Origin of the sequence: Streptomyces chartreusis NRRL 3882, assembly GCF_900236475.1 — a bacterium.
GTDB lineage: Bacteria > Actinomycetota > Actinomycetes > Streptomycetales > Streptomycetaceae > Streptomyces > Streptomyces chartreusis_D.
Window position 1 is genome coordinate 7,266,193 of sequence record NZ_LT963352.1, and the last position, 18,914, is coordinate 7,285,106.

19 protein-coding genes are annotated in these 18,914 nt (G+C 73.2%); 13 read left to right on the forward strand and 6 right to left on the reverse strand.

Going from position 1 to position 18,914, the window contains the following annotated elements:
- The first annotated feature begins 298 nt into the window (after positions 1-298).
- The gene (locus SCNRRL3882_RS32900) at positions 299-868 is read left to right on the forward strand and encodes a helix-turn-helix domain-containing protein (protein ID WP_010045301.1); all 570 of its coding nucleotides are present in this window, start codon (positions 299-301) and stop codon (positions 866-868) included.
- Positions 865-1,584: a helical backbone metal receptor gene (locus tag SCNRRL3882_RS32905; protein WP_010045299.1), complete on the forward strand. Its 720-nt coding sequence runs from the start codon at positions 865-867 to the stop codon at positions 1,582-1,584. The genes SCNRRL3882_RS32900 and SCNRRL3882_RS32905 overlap by 4 nt, the downstream gene beginning before the upstream one ends.
- Here SCNRRL3882_RS32905 and SCNRRL3882_RS32910 read toward each other — a convergent pair.
- Complete coding sequence (locus SCNRRL3882_RS32910) at positions 1,496-2,647, reverse strand: TDT family transporter (protein WP_010045297.1); 1,152 nt, start codon at positions 2,645-2,647, stop codon at positions 1,496-1,498. The genes SCNRRL3882_RS32905 and SCNRRL3882_RS32910 overlap by 89 nt on opposite strands.
- A 70-nt stretch (positions 2,648-2,717) precedes the next feature.
- Here SCNRRL3882_RS32910 and SCNRRL3882_RS32915 point away from each other — a divergent pair, with 70 nt between their 5' ends.
- Positions 2,718-3,647 carry a LysR family transcriptional regulator gene (locus SCNRRL3882_RS32915; protein WP_010045295.1) on the forward strand — a complete coding sequence of 310 codons (930 nt, stop codon included), beginning with the start codon at positions 2,718-2,720 and terminating at the stop codon, positions 3,645-3,647.
- Positions 3,648-3,757: 110 nt separating this feature from the next.
- Here the strand turns inward: SCNRRL3882_RS32915 and SCNRRL3882_RS32920 are convergent, their stop codons facing one another.
- The 3 genes from SCNRRL3882_RS32920 to SCNRRL3882_RS32930 form a co-directional block, all read right to left on the reverse strand.
- Positions 3,758-4,468: a gamma-glutamyl-gamma-aminobutyrate hydrolase family protein gene (locus tag SCNRRL3882_RS32920; RefSeq protein ID WP_040903886.1), complete on the reverse strand. Its 711-nt coding sequence runs from the start codon at positions 4,466-4,468 to the stop codon at positions 3,758-3,760.
- Between the two features lie 24 nt (positions 4,469-4,492).
- A complete protein-coding gene (eat, locus tag SCNRRL3882_RS32925) occupies positions 4,493-5,938 on the reverse strand; it encodes an ethanolamine permease (protein ID WP_010045291.1) in 1,446 nt (481 codons plus the stop codon).
- A 124-nt stretch (positions 5,939-6,062) separates the two neighbouring features.
- Positions 6,063-6,824 (reverse strand): FadR/GntR family transcriptional regulator, encoded by a 762-nt coding sequence (locus SCNRRL3882_RS32930; RefSeq protein ID WP_010045289.1) that lies wholly within the window; start codon positions 6,822-6,824, stop codon positions 6,063-6,065.
- Positions 6,825-6,921: 97 nt separating this feature from the next.
- Between SCNRRL3882_RS32930 and SCNRRL3882_RS32935 the strand changes: the two genes are divergently transcribed.
- The 4 genes from SCNRRL3882_RS32935 to SCNRRL3882_RS32950 are packed head-to-tail and all read left to right on the forward strand — an operon-like array spanning position 6,922 to position 11,399.
- Positions 6,922-8,286, forward strand: coding sequence for a glutamine synthetase family protein (locus SCNRRL3882_RS32935; protein ID WP_010045286.1), 1,365 nt, complete (start codon positions 6,922-6,924; stop codon positions 8,284-8,286).
- An 8-nt stretch (positions 8,287-8,294) separates the two neighbouring features.
- Positions 8,295-9,668, forward strand: a complete 1,374-nt coding sequence (locus SCNRRL3882_RS32940) for an aldehyde dehydrogenase family protein (protein WP_010045284.1) — start codon at positions 8,295-8,297, stop codon at positions 9,666-9,668.
- Entirely contained in the window at positions 9,665-10,450 is a 786-nt protein-coding gene (locus tag SCNRRL3882_RS32945; protein ID WP_010045282.1) for a 3-oxoacyl-ACP reductase, read from the forward strand. The genes SCNRRL3882_RS32940 and SCNRRL3882_RS32945 overlap by 4 nt, the downstream gene beginning before the upstream one ends.
- Before the next feature lie 49 nt (positions 10,451-10,499).
- The gene (locus tag SCNRRL3882_RS32950; protein ID WP_010045280.1) at positions 10,500-11,399 is read left to right on the forward strand and encodes a DUF2510 domain-containing protein; all 900 of its coding nucleotides are present in this window, start codon (positions 10,500-10,502) and stop codon (positions 11,397-11,399) included.
- A gap of 21 nt (positions 11,400-11,420) precedes the next feature.
- Here SCNRRL3882_RS32950 and SCNRRL3882_RS32955 read toward each other — a convergent pair whose 3' ends face one another.
- Complete coding sequence (locus tag SCNRRL3882_RS32955) at positions 11,421-12,623, reverse strand: amino acid deaminase/aldolase (protein WP_010045278.1); 1,203 nt, start codon at positions 12,621-12,623, stop codon at positions 11,421-11,423.
- A 1,080-nt stretch (positions 12,624-13,703) separates the two neighbouring features.
- Here SCNRRL3882_RS32955 and SCNRRL3882_RS32965 point away from each other — a divergent pair.
- From SCNRRL3882_RS32965 to SCNRRL3882_RS32975, 3 genes are read left to right on the forward strand one after another with little or no spacing between them, the layout of a single operon-like run.
- The gene (locus SCNRRL3882_RS32965) at positions 13,704-14,516 is read left to right on the forward strand and encodes a hypothetical protein (RefSeq protein WP_010045276.1); all 813 of its coding nucleotides are present in this window, start codon (positions 13,704-13,706) and stop codon (positions 14,514-14,516) included.
- Positions 14,513-15,715 (forward strand): type VII secretion-associated serine protease mycosin, encoded by a 1,203-nt coding sequence (mycP, locus tag SCNRRL3882_RS32970; protein ID WP_010045273.1) that lies wholly within the window; start codon positions 14,513-14,515, stop codon positions 15,713-15,715. Before SCNRRL3882_RS32965 ends, mycP begins: the two co-directional genes overlap by 4 nt.
- A 44-nt stretch (positions 15,716-15,759) precedes the next feature.
- Complete coding sequence (locus tag SCNRRL3882_RS32975) at positions 15,760-16,488, forward strand: SseB family protein (protein ID WP_010045271.1); 729 nt, start codon at positions 15,760-15,762, stop codon at positions 16,486-16,488.
- A gap of 181 nt (positions 16,489-16,669) precedes the next feature.
- Here SCNRRL3882_RS32975 and SCNRRL3882_RS32985 read toward each other — a convergent pair whose 3' ends face one another.
- Entirely contained in the window at positions 16,670-17,026 is a 357-nt protein-coding gene (locus SCNRRL3882_RS32985; RefSeq protein WP_010045269.1) for a DUF1844 domain-containing protein, read from the reverse strand.
- Positions 17,027-17,422: 396 nt separating this feature from the next.
- Between SCNRRL3882_RS32985 and infC the strand changes: the two genes are divergently transcribed.
- The 3 genes from infC to rplT all read left to right on the forward strand — a co-directional run bounded on the left by infC (position 17,423) and on the right by rplT (position 18,841).
- Positions 17,423-18,061 carry a translation initiation factor IF-3 gene (gene infC, locus SCNRRL3882_RS32990; RefSeq protein ID WP_107118544.1) on the forward strand — a complete coding sequence of 213 codons (639 nt, stop codon included), beginning with the start codon at positions 17,423-17,425 and terminating at the stop codon, positions 18,059-18,061.
- A gap of 106 nt (positions 18,062-18,167) precedes the next feature.
- Complete coding sequence (rpmI, locus tag SCNRRL3882_RS32995; RefSeq protein ID WP_003989075.1) at positions 18,168-18,362, forward strand: 50S ribosomal protein L35; 195 nt, start codon at positions 18,168-18,170, stop codon at positions 18,360-18,362.
- Between the two features lie 95 nt (positions 18,363-18,457).
- The gene (gene rplT, locus SCNRRL3882_RS33000; RefSeq protein WP_010045263.1) at positions 18,458-18,841 is read left to right on the forward strand and encodes a 50S ribosomal protein L20; all 384 of its coding nucleotides are present in this window, start codon (positions 18,458-18,460) and stop codon (positions 18,839-18,841) included.
- The last annotated feature ends 73 nt before the right edge of the window (positions 18,842-18,914 follow it).

Here is an 18,914-nt window from a genome sequence, read left to right on the forward strand (position 1 = left end):
CCACCGGCGCCCGGACCCACGAGCAGATCCGGACAACCACAGAGCGCTACGCCACCCCCAGAACCCCTTCTCCCTTCCTGTTTCTCCCTGTTCCTCCCTGAGGAGGAATCCACGCGCCGCCCCCGAGGGCGGCGGATCAACTGGCGCGAAGTGTGAGGTCGCACACCGCCCGGTAGGACGTCGATGTGACGGGCGCATGCACCGGTTTGCCGAACATGCGTAGGGTGCAGACAACCCAACAGAAGGAGTGCGCCGGCACCGGCGCACAGGATCGACGGCGAAGGAGGGAGCCGGAGCGATGGGCGACCACAAAGAGCAGCCCCTTCGGGTGGGCGCGGCCGTGCGTCGGCGGCGCCGCGCGCTGGAGCTCACCCTCGCCGTCGTGGCCGAGCGCAGCGGCCTGTCGGTCCCGTTCCTCAGCCAGGTCGAGAACGACCGTGCCCGGCCCAGCACGGGTTCCCTGGAGAAGGTCGCCGACGCCCTGCGCACCACCGCGGTCGAGCTCCTCGCCGCCGCCGACCCGGCGTGCAGCGTGGACGTCGTCCGGGCCGACGACACCGAACCGCTGCCCCAGCCCCGGACCCGGTCCCTGGTGCGCGGCCACCACCAGATGCACGCCTCCGAGTTCACCGGCGACCACGACGCCGGCCGTGAATTCCAGTACCGCAACGATCAGTTGATGTACGTCGCCGACGGCGCGGTGGAGATCGAGGCGGAGGGCCGCGCCTACCGTCTGGGCCGCGGCGACACGCTGTACCTCACCGGCGGTGTGCGGCACCGCTGGCGGGCGGCGGAGTCCGACACCCGGGTGATCGTCGTCGCCGTGGCCGAACACATCGAGGCGGTCCGGGACCGGCCACGCCGGTGAGGGTCGTCTCGCTGGTCCCGTCGCTGACCGAGGCCGTGGCCCGGTCCGCGCCCGGCGTGCTGGTCGGCGCCACCGACTGGTGCACGCACCCGCCCGGCCTCGAGGTCGTACGCGTCGGCGGCACCAAGAACCCGAAGGCCGACCGGATCGTCTCCCTCGCTCCCGACCTGGTGATCGCCAACGAGGAGGAGAACCGCGAACCCGACCTCGCGGCCCTGCGCGCGGCGGGCGTCGAGGTCCTGGTCACGGAGATCCGCGACGTGCCGCAGGCCTTCCGGGAACTGGCCCGGGTCCTGGACGCCTGCGGGGTGGCGGCCCGCCCGCGCTGGCTGGACGAGGCGGAGGAGACCTGGTCGTCCCTGCCGCGCCCGGCCGCCCGGCCGACGGCGATCGTGCCGGTCTGGCGCCGCCCGTGGATGGTCCTGGGCCGCGACACCTTCGCGGGCGACGTCCTGGCCCGCCTGGGGGTCGACCACGTGTACGCGGCGCACCCCGACCGCTATCCCCGCATCCCGCTGGAGGAACTCCGCGCCGCCGCGCCGGACCTGGTGGTCCTCCCGGACGAGCCCTACCGCTTCACCGCGGACGACGGCCCGGAGGCCTTCCCCGGCCTGCCCTGCGCGCTCGTCAGCGGACGGCACCTGACGTGGTACGGGCCGTCGCTGGCCGAGGCGCCACGGGTCCTGGGCCGGGCCCTGCGAGCAGCTCGCCCCTGAGCAGCCCGCGTACGGTGCCCACCGCGGCGGTGCCCCACGCGGCGACCAGCACCGCGTACAGCACGACGGCCGGCCCCGCGTAGGCCACGAGCCCCGTGTGCCGGCCCAGTGCCTCGGCGCCCGTGACACAGGTGCCGACCGGGAAGGTGAACGACCACCAGGTCATCGAGAAGGGCATCCCGTGCCGCCGGGCGCGCAGCACATGGGCCGTGGCGAGGCAGAACCACAGCAGCGCGAATCCCATCACGGGCACGCCGTAGAGCACGGCGAGGACACCGAAGCCCTGGCTGTACGGCGCCGGTAGGACCCCGGGGGCGACGTCCGCGAACGCGCCGACCGCGGTCGTGGACTGCCCGAGCGGCCCGAGCACCAGGAAGAGCGTCGGGGTGAGGGCGAGCGGCAGCGGCCCGCCGGTGATCAGCCGTCCGAAGACCAGCGGCAGCATGACCAGGGTCGCGAGCAGGCTGAGCCCGAACAGCGCGACACAGACGAGGAGCAGCGTCTCCCGGGGCTGACCGGGAGGCAGATGGCGCACCAGCGGCGGCCCGACGGCGGCGGACACCATGGGCGCGACCAGGGGCAGCAGCCAGACGGGCGTGGCCTGTCCCGGCTCGACCCGGTGGCCTACGGCCATCAGATACGGCACCGCGACGGCCGCGGCCAGTCCGAGAACCGTACCGGCGCCGAACAGCACGGCGTCGAGCGCCACGGCCGCCCGCACGCCGATCCAGTCCCGGCCGACGCCGAGAGCACCCCCGCCGACGGCCAGGAGGGCCATCGCGAGGCAGCCGTAGAAGGGTGCGGTCGCGGGGTCGAGGAGGTGGGCGCGGGCCTGGTCCCGGTGGTGGGCCCAGTGCACGGCCCGGGCGCCGAGCAGGGTGACGAGCAGGACCAGGGAGAGGGCCCAGACACCGGCCAGCGTGCCGCGCAGCCCGGGGGCGTGCGGCGACAGGGCGGTCCCGGCGGTGGCGACGACGGCGGTGCCCATGACGGTGGCGTACCAGTTGGGTCCGAGGTGACGGACGGAGACTGCGCACGGAACGGGCTGGGCTGCGGTGACCATGACTCCACGGTCGGGCCGTGGGCACCCCACCACCAGGGAGCATGCCTCTATGGCCACATAAGCTGGGTTTATGAGCAGGACGGAAGAGCAGGGTGAGGTCCCGACCGGCGGGTCTCTCGCGCACCGGGTGCCGGATCTGGGCGCCCTGGAGTTGCTGCTGGCGGTGGCGCGGCTCGGCAGCCTCGGCGGGGCGGCGAGGGAACTCGGCATCACCCAGCCCGCGGCCAGCAGCCGGATCCGGTCGATGGAGCGGCAGCTCGGCGTGGCGCTGGTCGACCGCTCACCGCGCGGGTCCCGGCTCACGGACGCCGGTGCGCTGGTGACGGACTGGGCGCGGCGCATCGTCGAGGCGGCGGAGGCGTTCGACGTGGGGGCGCAGGCGCTGCGCGACCGCCGCGACTCCCGGTTGCGGGTCGCGGCGAGCATGACGATCGCGGAGTACCTGCTGCCGGGCTGGCTGCTCGCGCTGCGCGCCCAGCGGCCCGACACGGCGGTGTCCCTGCTCGCCGGGAACTCGACGGTGGTCGCGGAGCGGCTGCTGTCGGACGAGGCGGACGTGGGGTTCGTCGAGGGACTGACGGTCCCGAAGGGGCTGGACTCGGTGGTCATCGCCCACGACCGCCTGATAGTGGTCACGGCCCCCGCGCATCCCTGGGCCCGCCGGCGACGGCCCCTGGCGGCCGGGGAGCTGGCGTCGACGCCCCTCATCCTCCGCGAGAAGGGCTCCGGCACCCGCCAGGTCCTGGACGCGGCGCTGGGCGGGCTGGCCAGGCCGCTGATCGAGCTGTCGTCCACCACGGCGGTCAAGGCGGCGGCGGTGAGCGGGGCGGGGCCGGCGGTCCTGAGCGAACTGGCGGTGGGGGAGGAGCTGGCGATGCGCCGCCTGGTGCGCGTGCCGGTGGAGGGGGTGGCCCTGGCGCGTGACCTCCGCGCGGTGTGGCCGACGGGACATCGCCCTACGGGGCCGGCCAGGGACCTGTTGTCGCTGACGCGGGGGTAGTTTCCTCGCCCCCGCCGCCCCTGCCCGTCCCCTCCCCAGGGGCTCCGCCCCTTCGACCCCGCCAAGGGGCTCCACCCCCTGGCCCCCCATCGGCCTGAACGGCCTCGTCCTCAATCGCCGGGCGGGCTGGATGTGGCGGACTCCGCCGCCTCCACCAGCGCCCGCATCACCCGGACGTCCTCGCCCATCTCCGGATGCCACTGGACGCCCAGCACCCAGCCCGCACCGGACGGCAGTTCCAGGGCCTCCACCGTGCCGTCGTCCGCGTAGGCCGACGGGACGAGTCCCTCGCCCAGGCGGTCCACGGCCTGGTGGTGATACGCCGGCACCGATGTCTCCTCGGGCACGACAGCCGCGTACAGACTCCCCGGCACCGGCTTGACCGCGTGGTTGCCGAAGACGCCCACGACCTCCGCGTGCCCGTCGAGGTGCTGCACCAGCGTCCCGCCCAGGGCGACGTTCAGCAGTTGCATGCCCCGGCAGATGCCGAGCAGCGGGACGCGCGCCGTGAGGGCCGCGTCGATCAGGGCCAGTTCCCACGCGTCGCGCTCCCGCGCGGGCGGCCCGGTGCGGGGATGCGGCTCGGCGCCGTACCGTACGGGCTCCACGTCCGGGCCGCCCGCGATGACCAGGCCGTCCAGCCGGGCCACGGTCGCGGCCGCGTACGCGGGGTCGTCGGGCGGAAGCATCGCGGCGAGGCCGCCCGCCCGCTGCACGAGCCGGGGATAGCCGACCGGCAGCAGCGCGGCCTCCAGTTCCCACACCCCCCAGCGCGCACCGGCCTCCAGATACGTGCTGACCCCGATCAACGGCCTGGCCACAGAAACTCCCTCACACTCGATGCCTCAGTCCCGTGTCAACTCTGCCTCGGCCGCGGCCAGTGCCGCGAACTCCTCCTCCGGTGCCTTCGCCACCAGCCGCTTCCTGCTGTACAGACCGAAGTACGCGAGGGCCACGACGTACACCGCGAGCGCGATGAAGGCCGCCGTCACGTCCACCAGGAACGTCGCCACCAGCGCCGCACAGGCCAGCACCAGGGCGACGGAGGAGGTCAGCACCCCGCCCGGTGTGCGGTACGGCCGCGGCAGCTCCGGCTCCCGGCGGCGCAGCACGATGTGCGACAGGGACATCAACGCGTAGGAGATGGTCGCGCCGAAGACCGCGATGTTCAGCATCCGGGCGCCGTCGCCCGACACCGCCGCCAGCAGGAAGCCGATCGTGCCGGGGACCAGCAGTCCCAGGTACGGCGCCTTGCGGCGGCTGGTGAGGGACAGGAAGCGGGGCAGGTAGCCCGCGCGGGACAGGGCGAACAGCTGGCGCGAGCCCGCGTAGATCAGGGAGAAGAACGACGCCACCAGGCCGGCCAGGCCCGCGTAGTTCACGATCCTGCTCAGGGTCGTCGCCCTGCCGTCCGGCTGGAGCGCCTCGACGAGGGGGTTGCCCGCCTCCTGGATCGACGCCGAGCCGCGTGCCCCGGCCGCCGCGACGAAGGTCACCACCGCCAGTACGACCAGGATGCCCATCGACCAGCGGATCGCCTTGGGCAGCGTACGGGCCGGGTCCCGCGTCTCCTCGGCGGCCAGCGGCACGCCCTCGACGCCCAGGAAGAACCACATGCCGAACGGGAACGCCGCCCAGATGCCGAGCAGGCCGAAGGGGAGCCAGGAGCTCGACCCCGCGGCGGAGGAGTCGACCGGGATGTCGTCCAGCGAGGCGAACGAGAAGTCGGGCAGTGCCGCCAGCGCGAACACGACCAGGGCGGCCACCGCGATGCCGGTGACGACGAAGCTGAAGCGCAGGGCCTCGCCCACACCCCAGAGGTGGATGCCGAGGAAGATAGCGAAGCAGACCAGGTACATCGGCCAGCCGGACTCCAGGCCGAACAGGCCCAGCGACTCGACGTAGTCGCCGATGAAGATGACGATGGCGGCGGGCGCGAGGACGTACTCGATGAGGATCGCCGTACCGGTCAGGAAGCCGCCCCACGGGCCGAGCGCCCGACGGGCGAAGCCGTAGCCGCCACCCGCCGTCGGCAGGATCGAGGACAGCTCGGCGAGGGCGAAGACCATGCACGCGTACATCGCGCCCATGAGCACCATGGCGATCGCCAGGCCGCCGAAGCCGCCCTCGGCCAGGCCGAAGTTCCAGCCCGAGTAGTCACCGGAGACGACGTAGGCGACGCCGAGACCGGTCAGCAGCACCCAGCCGGCGCTGCCGCGGCGGAGCGCCCTGCGTTCCAGATAGTCGTCCGCCTGCGCGGCGGCGGGTGGGCTGGTGGATTCCTGGGACATGGACGGACTCCCGACGGGCGGCGGACACGGGGTCGAGCGGGCTCCCGCTCAATGGAATGGATCCACACCTTTTCGGTGCCGACCGGGGAATGGCAATACCCGTGCGTTAATCGCCCGTAAATCCTCACGCGCCGCGACCCGGCGCGGCGCGGCCGAGGAAGCCGCGCAGCAGCGCCGCCGTGCCCGCGCAGTGCTCGCGGGTGATCTCCCGGGCCTGGTCGGCATCGCCCTCGATCACGGCCTCCACCAGGGCCGTGTGCTGCCGCTGCGAGTGTTCGAGGTTGCGCACCAGCAGCGGGATGCAGTCGAGCAGGTCGTTCACGGTCGCGCGGACGGCCGCGTACTGGGCGGTGAGCGTGGGGGAGCCGGACAGCTCGGCGAGGGTGAGGTGCAGCAGCGTGTCCTGCCGGCGGTAGTCGGCGAGCGGGGCGTCGTGCGTGCGCGCCAGGGCCTCCCGGAGCCGATCCGCCTGCTTGTCGTCCAGCCCGTGCGCCGCGCACAGCCCCGCCGCCCCGACCTCCAGCACCTCCCGGAACCGCAGCACGTCCTCAATGTCGACCTCGGCGATCCGGCGCCGCAGCTCGTCCTCGCCGCCGGCGTCGGATCGCGGCAGCACGAACGTGCCGCCGTACCGGCCCCGCCGCGACTCCACCAGCCCCTGGTCCTGGAGCACCTTCAGCACCTCGCGCAGCGTCACCCGGCTGATCCCCAGCCGCTCCGCCAGCTCCCGCTCGGCCGGCAGCCGCTCGCCCCCCGGCACCAGGCCCAGCCGTACGACCTGGAGGATCTGCTCCAGCGCCTCCTCGAAGCCGTTGCCCGCGCGCACCGGCCGCAGCACCGGCGTCAGCCCGTCCCGCGTGTCGTCCCCACCGGCTTCCTCCGACATGTGGCCGTACCCCCTTCCCAAGCAATGGTTCTCCGCAATACCTTATGGCTCCCGGCGGATCCAGGCAGCGGATCCAAGGAGCCTAGGAGGCCTTCCCGTGGCAGACCGCACAGCCCCGCTGAGCGTCGAGGAGCTGCACGCCCTCGTCGCCGGCGGTGAGATCGACACTGTCGTCCTGGCCTTCCCCGACATGCAAGGGCGGCTCCAGGGCAAGCGGTTCGCCGCACGCTTCTTCCTCGACGAGGTCCTCCAGCACGGCACCGAGGGCTGCAACTACCTGCTCGCCGTCGACACCGAGATGAACACCGTCGACGGCTACGCGATGTCCTCCTGGGACCGCGGCTACGGCGACTTCGCCATGCACCCGGACCTGAGTACCCTGCGCCGCGTCCCCTGGAACGAGGGCACGGCCATGCTCCACGCCGACCTCGCCTGGAACGACGGCTCGCCCGTGGTCGCCGCACCCCGCCAGATCCTGCGCCGCCAGCTGGAGCGCCTCGCCGAACTCGGCTACACCGCCCAGGTCGGCACCGAGCTGGAGTTCATCGTCTTCAAGGACACCTACGAACAGGCCTGGGACGCGGGCTACCGCGGGCTCACCCCGGCCAACCAGTACAACATCGACTACTCGGTCCTCGGCACCGGCCGCATCGAGCCCCTGCTGCGCCGCATCCGCAACGAGATGGCGGCCGCGGGCCTCACCGTGGAGTCCGCCAAGGGCGAGTGCAACCCCGGCCAGCACGAGATCGCCTTCCGCTACGACGAGGCCCTGGTCACCTGCGACCAGCACGCCGTCTACAAGACCGGCGCCAAGGAGATCGCCTCCCAGGAGGGCATGTCGATCACCTTCATGGCCAAGTACAACGAGCGCGAGGGCAACTCCTGCCACATCCACCTCTCGCTCGCGGACGCGGACGGCAACAACGCCATGGCGGGGGACGGCGAAGGCGGCATGTCGGACGTGATGCGCCACTTCCTCGCCGGCCAGCTCGCCGCCCTGCGCGACTTCTCCCTGCTCTACGCCCCCAACATCAACTCCTACAAGCGGTTCCAGCCCGGTTCCTTCGCCCCGACCGCCGTCGCCTGGGGCCATGACAACCGCACCTGCGCGCTGCGCGTGGTCGGCCACGGCCGCTCCATGCGCTTCGAGAACCGGCTGCCCGGCGGGGACGTCAACCCCTACCTCGCCGTGGCCGGGCTGGTCGCGGCCGGACTGCACGGCATCGAGCAGAAGCTGGAACTGCCCGAGCCCTGCCCCGGCAACGCCTACGCCGCCGACTTCGCCCACGTCCCCACCACCCTGCGCGAGGCCGCAGAGCTCTGGGAGAACAGCCCCATCGCCCAGGCCGCCTTCGGCGACGAGGTCGTCGCGCACTACCGCAACATGGCGCGCGTCGAACTGGACGCCTTCGACGCCGCGGTGACCGACTGGGAGCTGCGCCGCTCCTTCGAACGCATGTGAGGTCCTTCTTGTCTTCCGAGCACCTTCTGGAAGTACTGAACCCCGCGACCGAGGAGGTCGTCGCCGCCGTCGCCGGGGCGAGTCCGGCCGATGTCGACGCGGCCGTCACCCACGCCGCCAGGGCACAGCGGATCTGGGCCGCCCTGCCCCCAGCGGACCGCGCCCGGCTGCTGCGCCGCTTCGCGGCCACCGTCGACGAGCACCTGGAGGAACTCGCCCGCCTGGAGGTCCGGGAGGCCGGCCACACCATCGGCAACGCCCGCTGGGAGGCGGGCAACGTCCGGGACCTGCTGGACTACGCGGCCGGGGGAGTGGAGCGGCTCACCGGCCGGCAGATCCCGGTGCCCGGCGGCCTCGACGTCACGATCCTCGAACCGCTCGGCGTCGTCGGCGTGATCGCGCCGTGGAACTTCCCCATGCCGATCGCCGCCTGGGGCACGGCCCCCGCCCTCGCGGCCGGGAACGCGGTCCTCCTCAAGCCCGCCGAGACCACCCCGCTCACCGCGCTGCGTCTGGCCGAACTCGCCCTGGAAGCCGGACTCCCCGAGCACCTCTTCCAGGTCCTGCCCGGACACGGCGCCATCACCGGCGACGCGCTGGTGCGCCACCCCGGGGTCGCCAAGATCGTCTTCACCGGCTCCACCAGGACCGGCCGGCGGGTCGCCGCGCTCGGCGCCGAGCAGGTCAAGCCGGTCACCCTCGAACTCGGCGGCAAGAGCCCGAACATCGTCTTCGCCGACGCCGACCTGAAGGCCGCCGTCGACCCCTTCTCCTTCCTGGACAACTCCGGCCAGGACTGCTGCGCCCGCACCCGCATCCTGGTCCAGGAGACGGTGTACGACGAGGTCCGCGAGCGGCTCGCCGAGACGCTGGCCGCCGTGGTGGTGGGCGATCCGGCCGACGAGAAGACGCAGATGGGCCCGCTGATCTCCCGGCAGCAGCTGGACCGCGTCCGCGGCTTCGTACCCGAGGACGCCCCGGCCCTGCGGGGCAGCGCACCCGAGGGGCCCGGCTTCTGGTTCCCGCCGACCGTGCTCACCGGGGAGCGGCCCGACTCGGCGGCGGCCTGCGAGGAGATCTTCGGCCCGGTCGCCGTCCTGCTGCCCTTCACCGACGAGGCCGACGCGATCCGCCTCGCCAACGACACCCCCTACGGCCTCTCCGGCTCCATCTGGACCCGGGACGTCGGCCGTGCCCTGCGCGTCTCCCAGGCCGTGCGCGCCGGCAACCTGTCCGTCAACTCCCACGCCAGCGTCCGCTACTGGACCCCCTTCGGCGGCTACAAGCAGTCGGGCGTCGGCCGCGAGCTCGGTCCCGAGGCCCTGGCCGCCTTCACCGAAACCAAGAACGTCTTCATCAGCACGGAGGGCCCCGCACAGTGACCGCTCAGGAAAGCATCTGCCGCCGGCTGGTCGGCCGCAGCGCCGTCGTCACCGGAGCCGGCAGCGGCATCGGTCTGGCCGCCGCCCGCCGTCTCGCGTCCGAGGGCGCGCACGTCGTCTGCGCCGACGTCGACGAGGCACGCGGCAAGGCGGCCGCCGAGGAGACCGGCGGCATCTTCGTGAAGGTGGACGTCACCGACGCCGAGCAGGTCGAGGCCCTCTTCAAGACGGCCCAGGACACCTACGGCAGCGTCGACATCGCCTTCAACAACGCCGGCATCTCCCCGCCCGACGACGACTCCATCCTGGAGACCGGCCTGGAGGCCTGGAAGCGCGTCCAGGAGGTCAACCTCACCTCGGTCTACCTCTGCTGCAAGGCCGCCATCCCGTACATGCGGCGCCAGGGCAAGGGCTCGATCATCAACACGGCGTCCTTCGTGGCGAGGATGGGCGCCGCCACCAGCCAGATCTCGTACACGGCCTCCAAGGGCGGCGTCCTCGCCATGTCCCGTGAGCTGGGCGTGCAGTTCGCCCGCGAGGGCATCCGGGTCAACGCCCTGTGCCCCGGCCCGGTCAACACCCCGCTCCTCCAGGAGCTGTTCGCCAAGGACCCGGAGCGCGCCGCGCGCCGCCTGGTACACATCCCGCTGGGCCGGTTCGCCGAGGCCGAGGAGATCGCCGCCGCCGTGGCCTTCCTCGCCAGCGACGACTCCTCCTTCGTGAACGCCACCGACTTCCTGGTCGACGGCGGGATCGCGGGAGCGTACGTCACACCCCTGTAAAAGGCGTGTCCGGACGGCCGGGATCCGGCTCTACAGTGCCGGGATGAGCATGACGCCGCCGCCCGGCTGGTATCCCGACCCGCACGGCCCGCATCTGGAACGCTGGTGGGACGGCACGGCCTGGACCGAGCACCGCCGCGCGCCCGAGGCGCCCGCCACCCCGCCGCCGGGCGGCGGCACCGGCCGCACGAAGGTGGTCGCCCTGACCGCCACGGGCGTCGTTCTGGTCGCCGCGATCGTCACCGGAGCCGTCGCCCTCGGCGGGGGCGACGGCGGCGGCACGGAGGCCACGACCGCCCCCACCTCCACCGTCGAGCCCAGCCCCGACTCGTCGGAGCCGACCCCCGAGGCGTCCGCCTCCGAGCCGTCCGCCGACGACCCCGCGATCGTCGAGGACCAGCTCAACGGCATAACGTTCCCCCTGCTCGACGGCTGGGTCCTCCCCCAGTACGTCGCCCAGGACGACGTCGTCATGACGACCGACGGCACCTACGACTGCCCCGGCGGCGTCGGCGTCTGCCGCCACGGCCTCGTCTTCTCCCGCACGGTGACCGAGACCGACGAGAAGTCCCCCGAGGCCCTCGCCAAGGCGGACATCGACGCCGCCGCCGACGATGCCTACGACCGCGACGCGCTCGGCCGCGAGCTCTACGGGGGCGTCGAGTCGCACCAGCAGGTCAAGTCCGGTCCGGTCGCGGTGGCGGGCCGCGCCGGGTACCTCGTGCGCTGGCGCGTGCGGACCGCCAAGGGGCCGGGCGGCTACGTCCAGTCGCTCGTCTTCCCGTCCAGCGTCGGCACCGAGTCGCCCGTGCTCGTCCGCTACGTCTTCGACGCGGGCCAGGACGGACCGCCGCTCGCCGACATGGACCGCATCACCGAGGGCATCCGGCCGTTCGGCGACGCGGACACGGGCGGCGGCGTGGGCAGCAGCATCGGCCCGCCGGACTGAGCGGCACCGACCGCGGGGCCGCTACAGGAACGTGTGGCCCTCGCCGCGGTACGTCGGCACGGTCGCCGTCACCGCGTCCCCCTCCACCAGGTGCAGCACGTCGAAGCGCTCGCACAGCTCACCGGCCTTCGCGTGCCGGAACCACACCTTGTCACCGATCAGCAGGTCGTCGGCGGGCGAGCCGAGCAGCGGCGTCTGCACCTCACCGGCCCCCTCCTGAGGGTCGTAGCGCAGCCCCTGGGGCAGATACGGCACGGGCAGCCGGTCGGGCCCGGCCGCGCCGGAGGCGGGGTACCCGCCACCGAGGACCGTCACGACCCCGACGCCCGGCCGCCGTACGACGGGCTGGGCGAAGAGAGCCGCCGGACGGCCGCTGAACGACGTGTAGTTGTCGAACAGCCGCGGCACGTACAGCCCCGACCCGGCGCCGATCTCGGTCACCGCGTCCTCGGCCGCCGTGTGCTGCACCGAGCCGGTGCCGCCGCCGTTGACGAACTCCAGCCCCGGCACGACGGCCCGCACCGCACGCACCACCTCCGCACGCCGCTCGGCGAGTTCACGCTTGGCGGCGGCCTGCATCAGCCGGATGGCGCGGGACCGCAGCGGCCGTCCCGCGACCGCGTCCCCGACACCGGCGACGTGCCCCTCGTACGCCATGATCCCCACGACCTCGAAGCCCGGCCGGCGGGCCACGGCCCGGGCCAGGTCGGCGACCTGGGCGGGGGAGTGCAGCGGCGAACGCCGGGCCCCGACGCGCACCCGCCCGCCGAGCAGCTTCAGGGAAGTGTCCAACTCCAGGCAGACCCGCACGACTTCACGTCCGCCGCCCCGCGAAGCATCGATGAGATCGAGCTGGGCGACGTCGTCGACCATCACGGTCACGGCGGCGGCGAGCTTGGGATCACCGGCGAGTTCGCCGTACCCGGCCCGGTCGGCGGACGGGTAGGCGAGCAGCACGTCGTCGAACCCCGAGCGCGCCAGCCACAGCGACTCGGCGAGGGTGAACGACATGATCCCCGCGAAACCGTCCCGGGCCAGGACGCGTTCCAGCAGCGCCCGGCATCGCACGGACTTGCTGGCCACCCGCACGGGCTTGCCCCCGGCGCGACGGGCCAGATCCGCGGCGTTGGCGTCGAAGGCGTCCAGGTCCACGATCGCGAGAGGGGCGTCGAGATGGGCGGTGGCCCGGTCGTAACGGGCCCGGTCGGAGGCGCGCGCAGTCATGAACGCAGCCTGCCAGACAGGATTACCGCAGGGTAGGGGGACGTTCCGGGCAGATGCCCCGGGCTCGTGGACTGGTTCCCGTTCGCCCAGGAACAAGCCGTAGAGTGACGCGCACGTACGGCGGAGCGGCGCCGGCCGGACTTCCGTGCCGGGATGACGCTCCATCCGTACGGGTATGTGTGCCCGGGACGACTCAGTGCCGGGCCTCGGGCAGGAGGACACCGGCCCGCGCAGTGCGCAGCGGCCCGGGTACGAGGAAACGGGGGGTGCATGAGCACGGAAGCACAGCGTGCCTCTTTTCCCCCGCGCCCCAGCACCCCGCCACGCCCCGCACACCCACCGGCCCCGGCCGAGGACGCCCAGGCGGCACCTTCCGGCCCGGCCCCGGGTGCGCGGCGTCCGTCGCCGGAGCGGGACACCGACACGTCAGGGTCCGCTGCCGCCTGGCAGGAAACGACCGCTCGGGGCGGTGGCGCGGCCTCCGGTCAGACCGACGGCACGAACGGCGGCCCCCGTTTCCCGAGCTTCGGCGACACCATGGCCCGGCGTGCCGAGTCCACCGCACCCGGGCGTACCGAGCCCGCCGCCCCGCCCCCGCCCCGCGCCTCCGACCGGTTCCCGGACACGCAGTCCGGCGCCGGCCGCGTGACGCGATCCGAGTCGAACAGGCCGTCCACCCCACCCGACGCCCCTCCGCGACTGCGCCACCTCCCCACGCAGGGCTCGTCCGGCCGGCCGGGGCAGGCCCCCACGTCACGCCGTACCGGCGCCCCTGCCGAAGGCTCCTCGGAGACGACCGCACGATTGCGACCGGTCCCCGCCGACCCGGCACCCGCCGAGCCAGCCGCGCGCCCGTCCTCCGGGCCTGCTGAATCCTTCGGCCGCCCCGGTTCCGCGGGGCCGGGCGTTCCGCCACGCCCCGCGCGGGAGCCACAGGTCACTGCCGACGCCACGGCCGGGCGTGGCATCCGCATTCCCTCCGCACCCGCACACCGGCCCACCGACGTCTCCCCCGACCCGTCCCTCTCCTGGAGCGCCCCTCCGGCCCCCGGCCACACTCCTTCCGGCACACGCCCCGCCGTGTCCTTCGGGGAGCCCGAGGGGTACGACGGCGACGGACGGCCCCGGCCGCTCGGGCGGCGCGGGGCGTCCCAGACCGCCGCTGCCGCCGTCTGTCTCGTGCTCGGGCTGGGGCTCATCTCGGGCGCGGTCACCGGGAGCTGGCTCGTCGGGGACTCCGGTCGGGAGGGCTCGCGCAGCACCTTCGCCGCGGCCGGCAGCCTCTGGCACAGCGTTCCCGTCGACCAGTTGTTCCCGCCCACCGTGCAGGGCCAGGGAGCCGGCCCCGGCGGAGCCGACCGCACCTGGACCCGGATAGCCGTCGCCCCGGACAGCGGCTGCGAGGACGCCTTCGACCCCCTGCTGCGCAAGGCCCTCGCCCCCGTCGGCTGCGAGCGGCTCCTGCGCGCCACCTACACCGACGCCACCGAGAGCTACGTGACCACCGTCGGCCTGCTCTTCACGAAGGCCGACGCCCCGGGCATGACCTCCCTCGCGAACCGTTTCCGCAAGGAGCGCCTGGACCGCCGCAGCGATCTGATGCCCCTGCCGTACGCCGCGAAGGACACGCCCGCCGCCCACTTCGGCGCGAAGCAGCGCGCCGCCTGGACCGTCTCCGTGCTGACCGAGGCCCCGGTCGTCGTCTACGCCGTCTCCGGCTGGGCCGACGGCCGTACCGTCGACGACCCGCAGCCCGCCGGGGACGCCATGCAGGCCGGCGCCACCACCGCCCCCGCCCAGGCCGGCCTCGGCAACGAGGCACAGGGCCTCGCCGACCGCGTCGAACGCGGCCTGCGCAAGAACGTCCGTCCGGCCACGGAGCAGCCGTCGTGAAAGCCACCAGGAAACCGGCCGGCCGAGCCGCCGGGGCCGGCCGGTCCGCGGCGCTGAGCGTCCTGCTCGCCGCCGGCCTCGTCCTCCTGCCCGCCACCACCGCCCACGCCGACGGCATCCGCGCCCAGCAGTGGGCCCTGGAGGCGATGCACACCCAGGAGGCCTGGCGGACCACCAAGGGCGAGGGCGTCACCGTCGCCGTCCTGGACACCGGCGTCGAGGCCGACCACCCCGACCTGATCGGCAACGTCCTCACCGGCAAGGACCTGGTCGGATTCGGAGCCGAACCCGGCGACCGCGCCTGGGCCCGCCACGGCACCGCCATGGCCGGGATCATCGCCGGGCACGGACACGGCCCGGGCAACGCCGACGGCGTCCTCGGCATCGCCCCCGAGGCGAAGATCCTCCCCGTCCGCGTGATCCTGGAGGACGGCGACCCCTCCCGCGCCAAGGCCCGCAGCACCCGCGGCAACGCCCTCGCCGACGGCATCCGCTGGGCCGCCGACCACGGCGCCGACGTCATCAACCTCTCCCTCGGCGACGACTCCGCCTCCGCGCATCCGGAACCCGCCGAGGACCAGGCCATCCAGTACGCCCTGAAGAAGGGCGTGGTCGTCGTCGCCTCCGCCGGCAACGGCGGCGAGAAGGGCGACCGCATCTCCTACCCGGCCGCCTACCCGGGCGTCATCGCCGCCACCGCCGTGGACCGCGCCGGAACCCGCGCCCCGTTCTCCACCCGCCGCTGGTACGCCACCGTCAGCGCCCCCGGCGTCGACGTCGTCATCGCCGACCCCGACCACAAGTACTACGAGGGCTGGGGCACCAGCGCCGCCGCCGCCTTCGTCTCCGGCGCCGCCGCCCTGGTCAAGGCCGCCCACCCCGATCTGACCCCGGCCCAGATCAAGTCGCTCCTGGAGGACACCGCCCGCAACGCCCCCGCCGGGGGCCGCGACGACTCCCGCGGCTTCGGCTTCGTCGACCCGGCCGCCGCCATCAAGGCCGCCGACCGGCTCGAACCGCAGGGCCTCCGCTCGGCGGCGTACGGCGCGAAGTACTTCGGCAGCGGCCCCGACGCCACCGGCTCCGGCGACGACACCGCCGACTGGGCCGCCCCCCTCGCGGGCAGTGCCGGCGGCGTCCTGCTGGTCGCGGCGGTCGTCCTGTGGCGCGGCCGCCGCACGAGCCGCCAGGACTTCTGAGCTGCCGCCGGTGGCCCGGCCGCCGGCCGATAGGCTCGACGACCGTGGCGAACAAGAACATCCCCGACCCCGGCTTCTCCGACGACGACGGCTCCGCCGACCCCCGGCTGAGCGCGGCTCTCACCGCCTGGTCGGAAGATCGCAGTGCCGTGGGCCCGGTCCTCGACGCCCTCAAGGGCGCCCGGCTGCTCGTCCCGGTCGTGGCCGTGCTCGGCGAGGTCGAGGAGGACGAGCGGGGACTGCGCCGCGAGAAGACCAGCGACATGGCCGTACCGACCCTGAAGGCCGGGAACCGCACCGCCCTGCCCGCCTTCACCTCCACCGACTCCCTCGCCCGCTGGGACCCGGCGGCGCGCCCGGTCGCCGTACCCCTGCACCAGGCCCTCCAGGCCGCCGCGCACGAGAAGGCGGACACGGTCGTGCTCGACCTGGCCGGGCCCGTGCCCTTCGAACTGACCGGCCCGGCCCTGCTCGCCCTCGCGGAGGGCCGTACGACGACCGACCCGCTCGCCGACCCGGCCGTCGTGGAGGCCGTGCGCGACGCCGTGTCCGCCGAGCCGGCCGTGCTGCGCGCCCACCTCGGCCCGGGCCAGGCCGACGGCACCCTCGCCCTGGTCCTGGACCCGGCCGCCGCCCCCGCCGAAGCAGCCCGGGCGGTCGCCCGGCGGCTCGCCGCCGACGAGACACTGAGGGCCCGCCTGGTGCGCGGCCTCGACCTGGCACTGCTGCCGGCCGAGGCGACGCCACCCGGCGAGCCCCTGTTCGTCCGGTGAAGCTCTAGGGCGTGTCCGCAAAGTCCCGTCGTCCGCCCGGAGGGCGGGCCTCGCGGCGTCCGGTGCGTGCTCTCGGCGTGCCGGGCGGACGCCCGCGTACTGGTTGTACACGGGTGTTCGCCCGGTGCGGCGAGAGTGCGTGCCGGGCGTCGCGATGCAGGCGGGACTTTGCGGACACGTCCTAGCCGTAGACCGCGCCCGTGTACTTCTCGCCCGGGCCCTTGCCCGGCTCGTCCGGGACGAGTGACGCCTCGCGGAAGGCCAGCTGGAGCGACTTCAGGCCGTCGCGCAGGGGCGCCGCGTGGAACGAGCTGATCTCGGTGGCGGACGCGTCCAGCAGCCCGGCCAGCGCGTGCACCAGCTTGCGGGCCTCGTCCAGGTCCTTGTGCTGGTCGCCCTCCTCGGTCAGACCGAGCTTCACCGCGGCGGCGCTCATCAGGTTGACGGCGACCGTCACGATCACCTCGACCGCCGGGACCTCGGCGATGTCGCGGGCCATGGCGTCGAAGTCGGGGGACTCAGGAGGGGTCTCACTCATGCCCCACACGATAGGCGCAGGCCGGGCGTGGGCCGTACCAGGCCCCGGGGCGCCACGATTCGCTGTTCCTGGCCATTGCTGGTAATCTCGTGTAACGACCGGTCGGACCCGCATGCCTCGCGGCCAGCGAGCCCGACCCACAAGTGGAGGCTTTCGAACTCCCACCTGACCGCCCCCAGGGCGGCGGGTCACCGGTCAGGCGGTCCCGCCCCAGCGGCGGCGATCCGTCCGAAATCGCGCCCCGCGGCTCCCCGCGGCGGTGCTCCGGTAGTTCGAGGAGCCCCGCCTGGGAATCGTCCGGGGCATTTTTTGTGCTTCGGCGCGGTTAGGTCTATCGAACAGAGACGTTACGCGGCCGTCCGCCAGACCGTCGCGTGGTGCTACCGAGGAGGATCCATCAGCGCCGAGCCCCGCATCAACGACCGGATTCGCGTTCCCGAGGTGCGACTTGTCGGTCCCAGTGGCGAGCAGGTGGGCATCGTCCCCCTGGCCAAGGCACTGGAGCTTGCGCAGGAGTACGACCTGGACCTGGTCGAGGTCGCGGCGAACGCCCGTCCGCCCGTGTGCAAGCTCATGGACTACGGGAAGTTCAAGTACGAGTCGGCCATGAAGGCCCGTGAGGCGCGCAAGAACCAGGCGCACACGGTCATCAAGGAGATGAAGCTCCGGCCGAAGATCGACCCGCACGACTATGACACCAAGAAGGGTCACGTCGTCCGGTTCCTCAAGCAGGGCGACAAGGTCAAGATCACGATCATGTTCCGTGGTCGCGAGCAGTCCCGGCCCGAGCTGGGCTACCGACTGCTCCAGCGGCTCGCGGAGGACGTCCAGGACCTCGGTTTCGTGGAGTCGAACCCGAAGCAGGACGGCCGAAACATGATCATGGTCCTCGGTCCGCACAAGAAGAAGACCGAGGCGATGGCCGAGGCTCGCCAGGCGCAGGAGGCCCGCAAGGCGGAGGCGAAGGCCAACCCCGGCCGCTCGCAGAACGCCGCGGAAGCCGAGGCGCCGGCTGAGGAGCCCGCCGAGGCGTGACTCCCGGGACGCGAGTCCCAGGACCAACCGAAACAAGACGACGCTCCACCGTGCCCGGTTTCGCGACCGGGCATCGGAGCGCCACCGACGAGGAGAGAACGGCGCTATGCCGAAGAACAAGTCGCACAGCGGGTCCAGCAAGCGCTTCAAGGTCACCGGCTCCGGCAAGGTGCTCCGTGAGCGCGCCGGCAAGCGCCACCTGCTCGAGCACAAGTCGTCCCGTGTGACGCGTCGCCTCACCGGCAACGCCGAGATGGCCCCGGGCGACGCCAAGAAGATCAAGAAGCTTCTCGGCAAGTGACGCTCCGGCGCGCAAGCGCCGTACGTCAGGACCGGGACCCAATCGATTTCGGGCCGTGTGCGGACCACCGCGGCCCCGCTACAAGGAGTTAAAAAGTGGCACGCGTCAAGCGGGCAGTGAACGCCCACAAGAAGCGCCGGGCGATCCTCGAGCAGGCCTCCGGCTACCGCGGTCAGCGTTCGCGCCTGTACCGCAAGGCCAAGGAGCAGGTCACCCACTCGCTGGTCTACAACTACAACGACCGCAAGAAGCGCAAGGGTGACTTCCGCCAGCTGTGGATCCAGCGCATCAACGCCGCTGCCCGCGCCAACGGCATGACCTACAACCGCTTCATCCAGGGTCTGAAGGCCGCGAACATCGAGGTCGACCGCAAGATCCTGGCCGAGCTGGCCGTCAACGACGCCGGCGCCTTCGCCGCGCTCGTCGAGGTCGCCCAGAAGGCGCTGCCGAGCGACGTCAACGCCCCCAAGGCGGCCTGACGCCGGCTCCGAGCCGAAGTGACGGAAGGACCCGCAGGCCAAGAGGCCTGCGGGTCCTGCTGTGCAGCCAGCT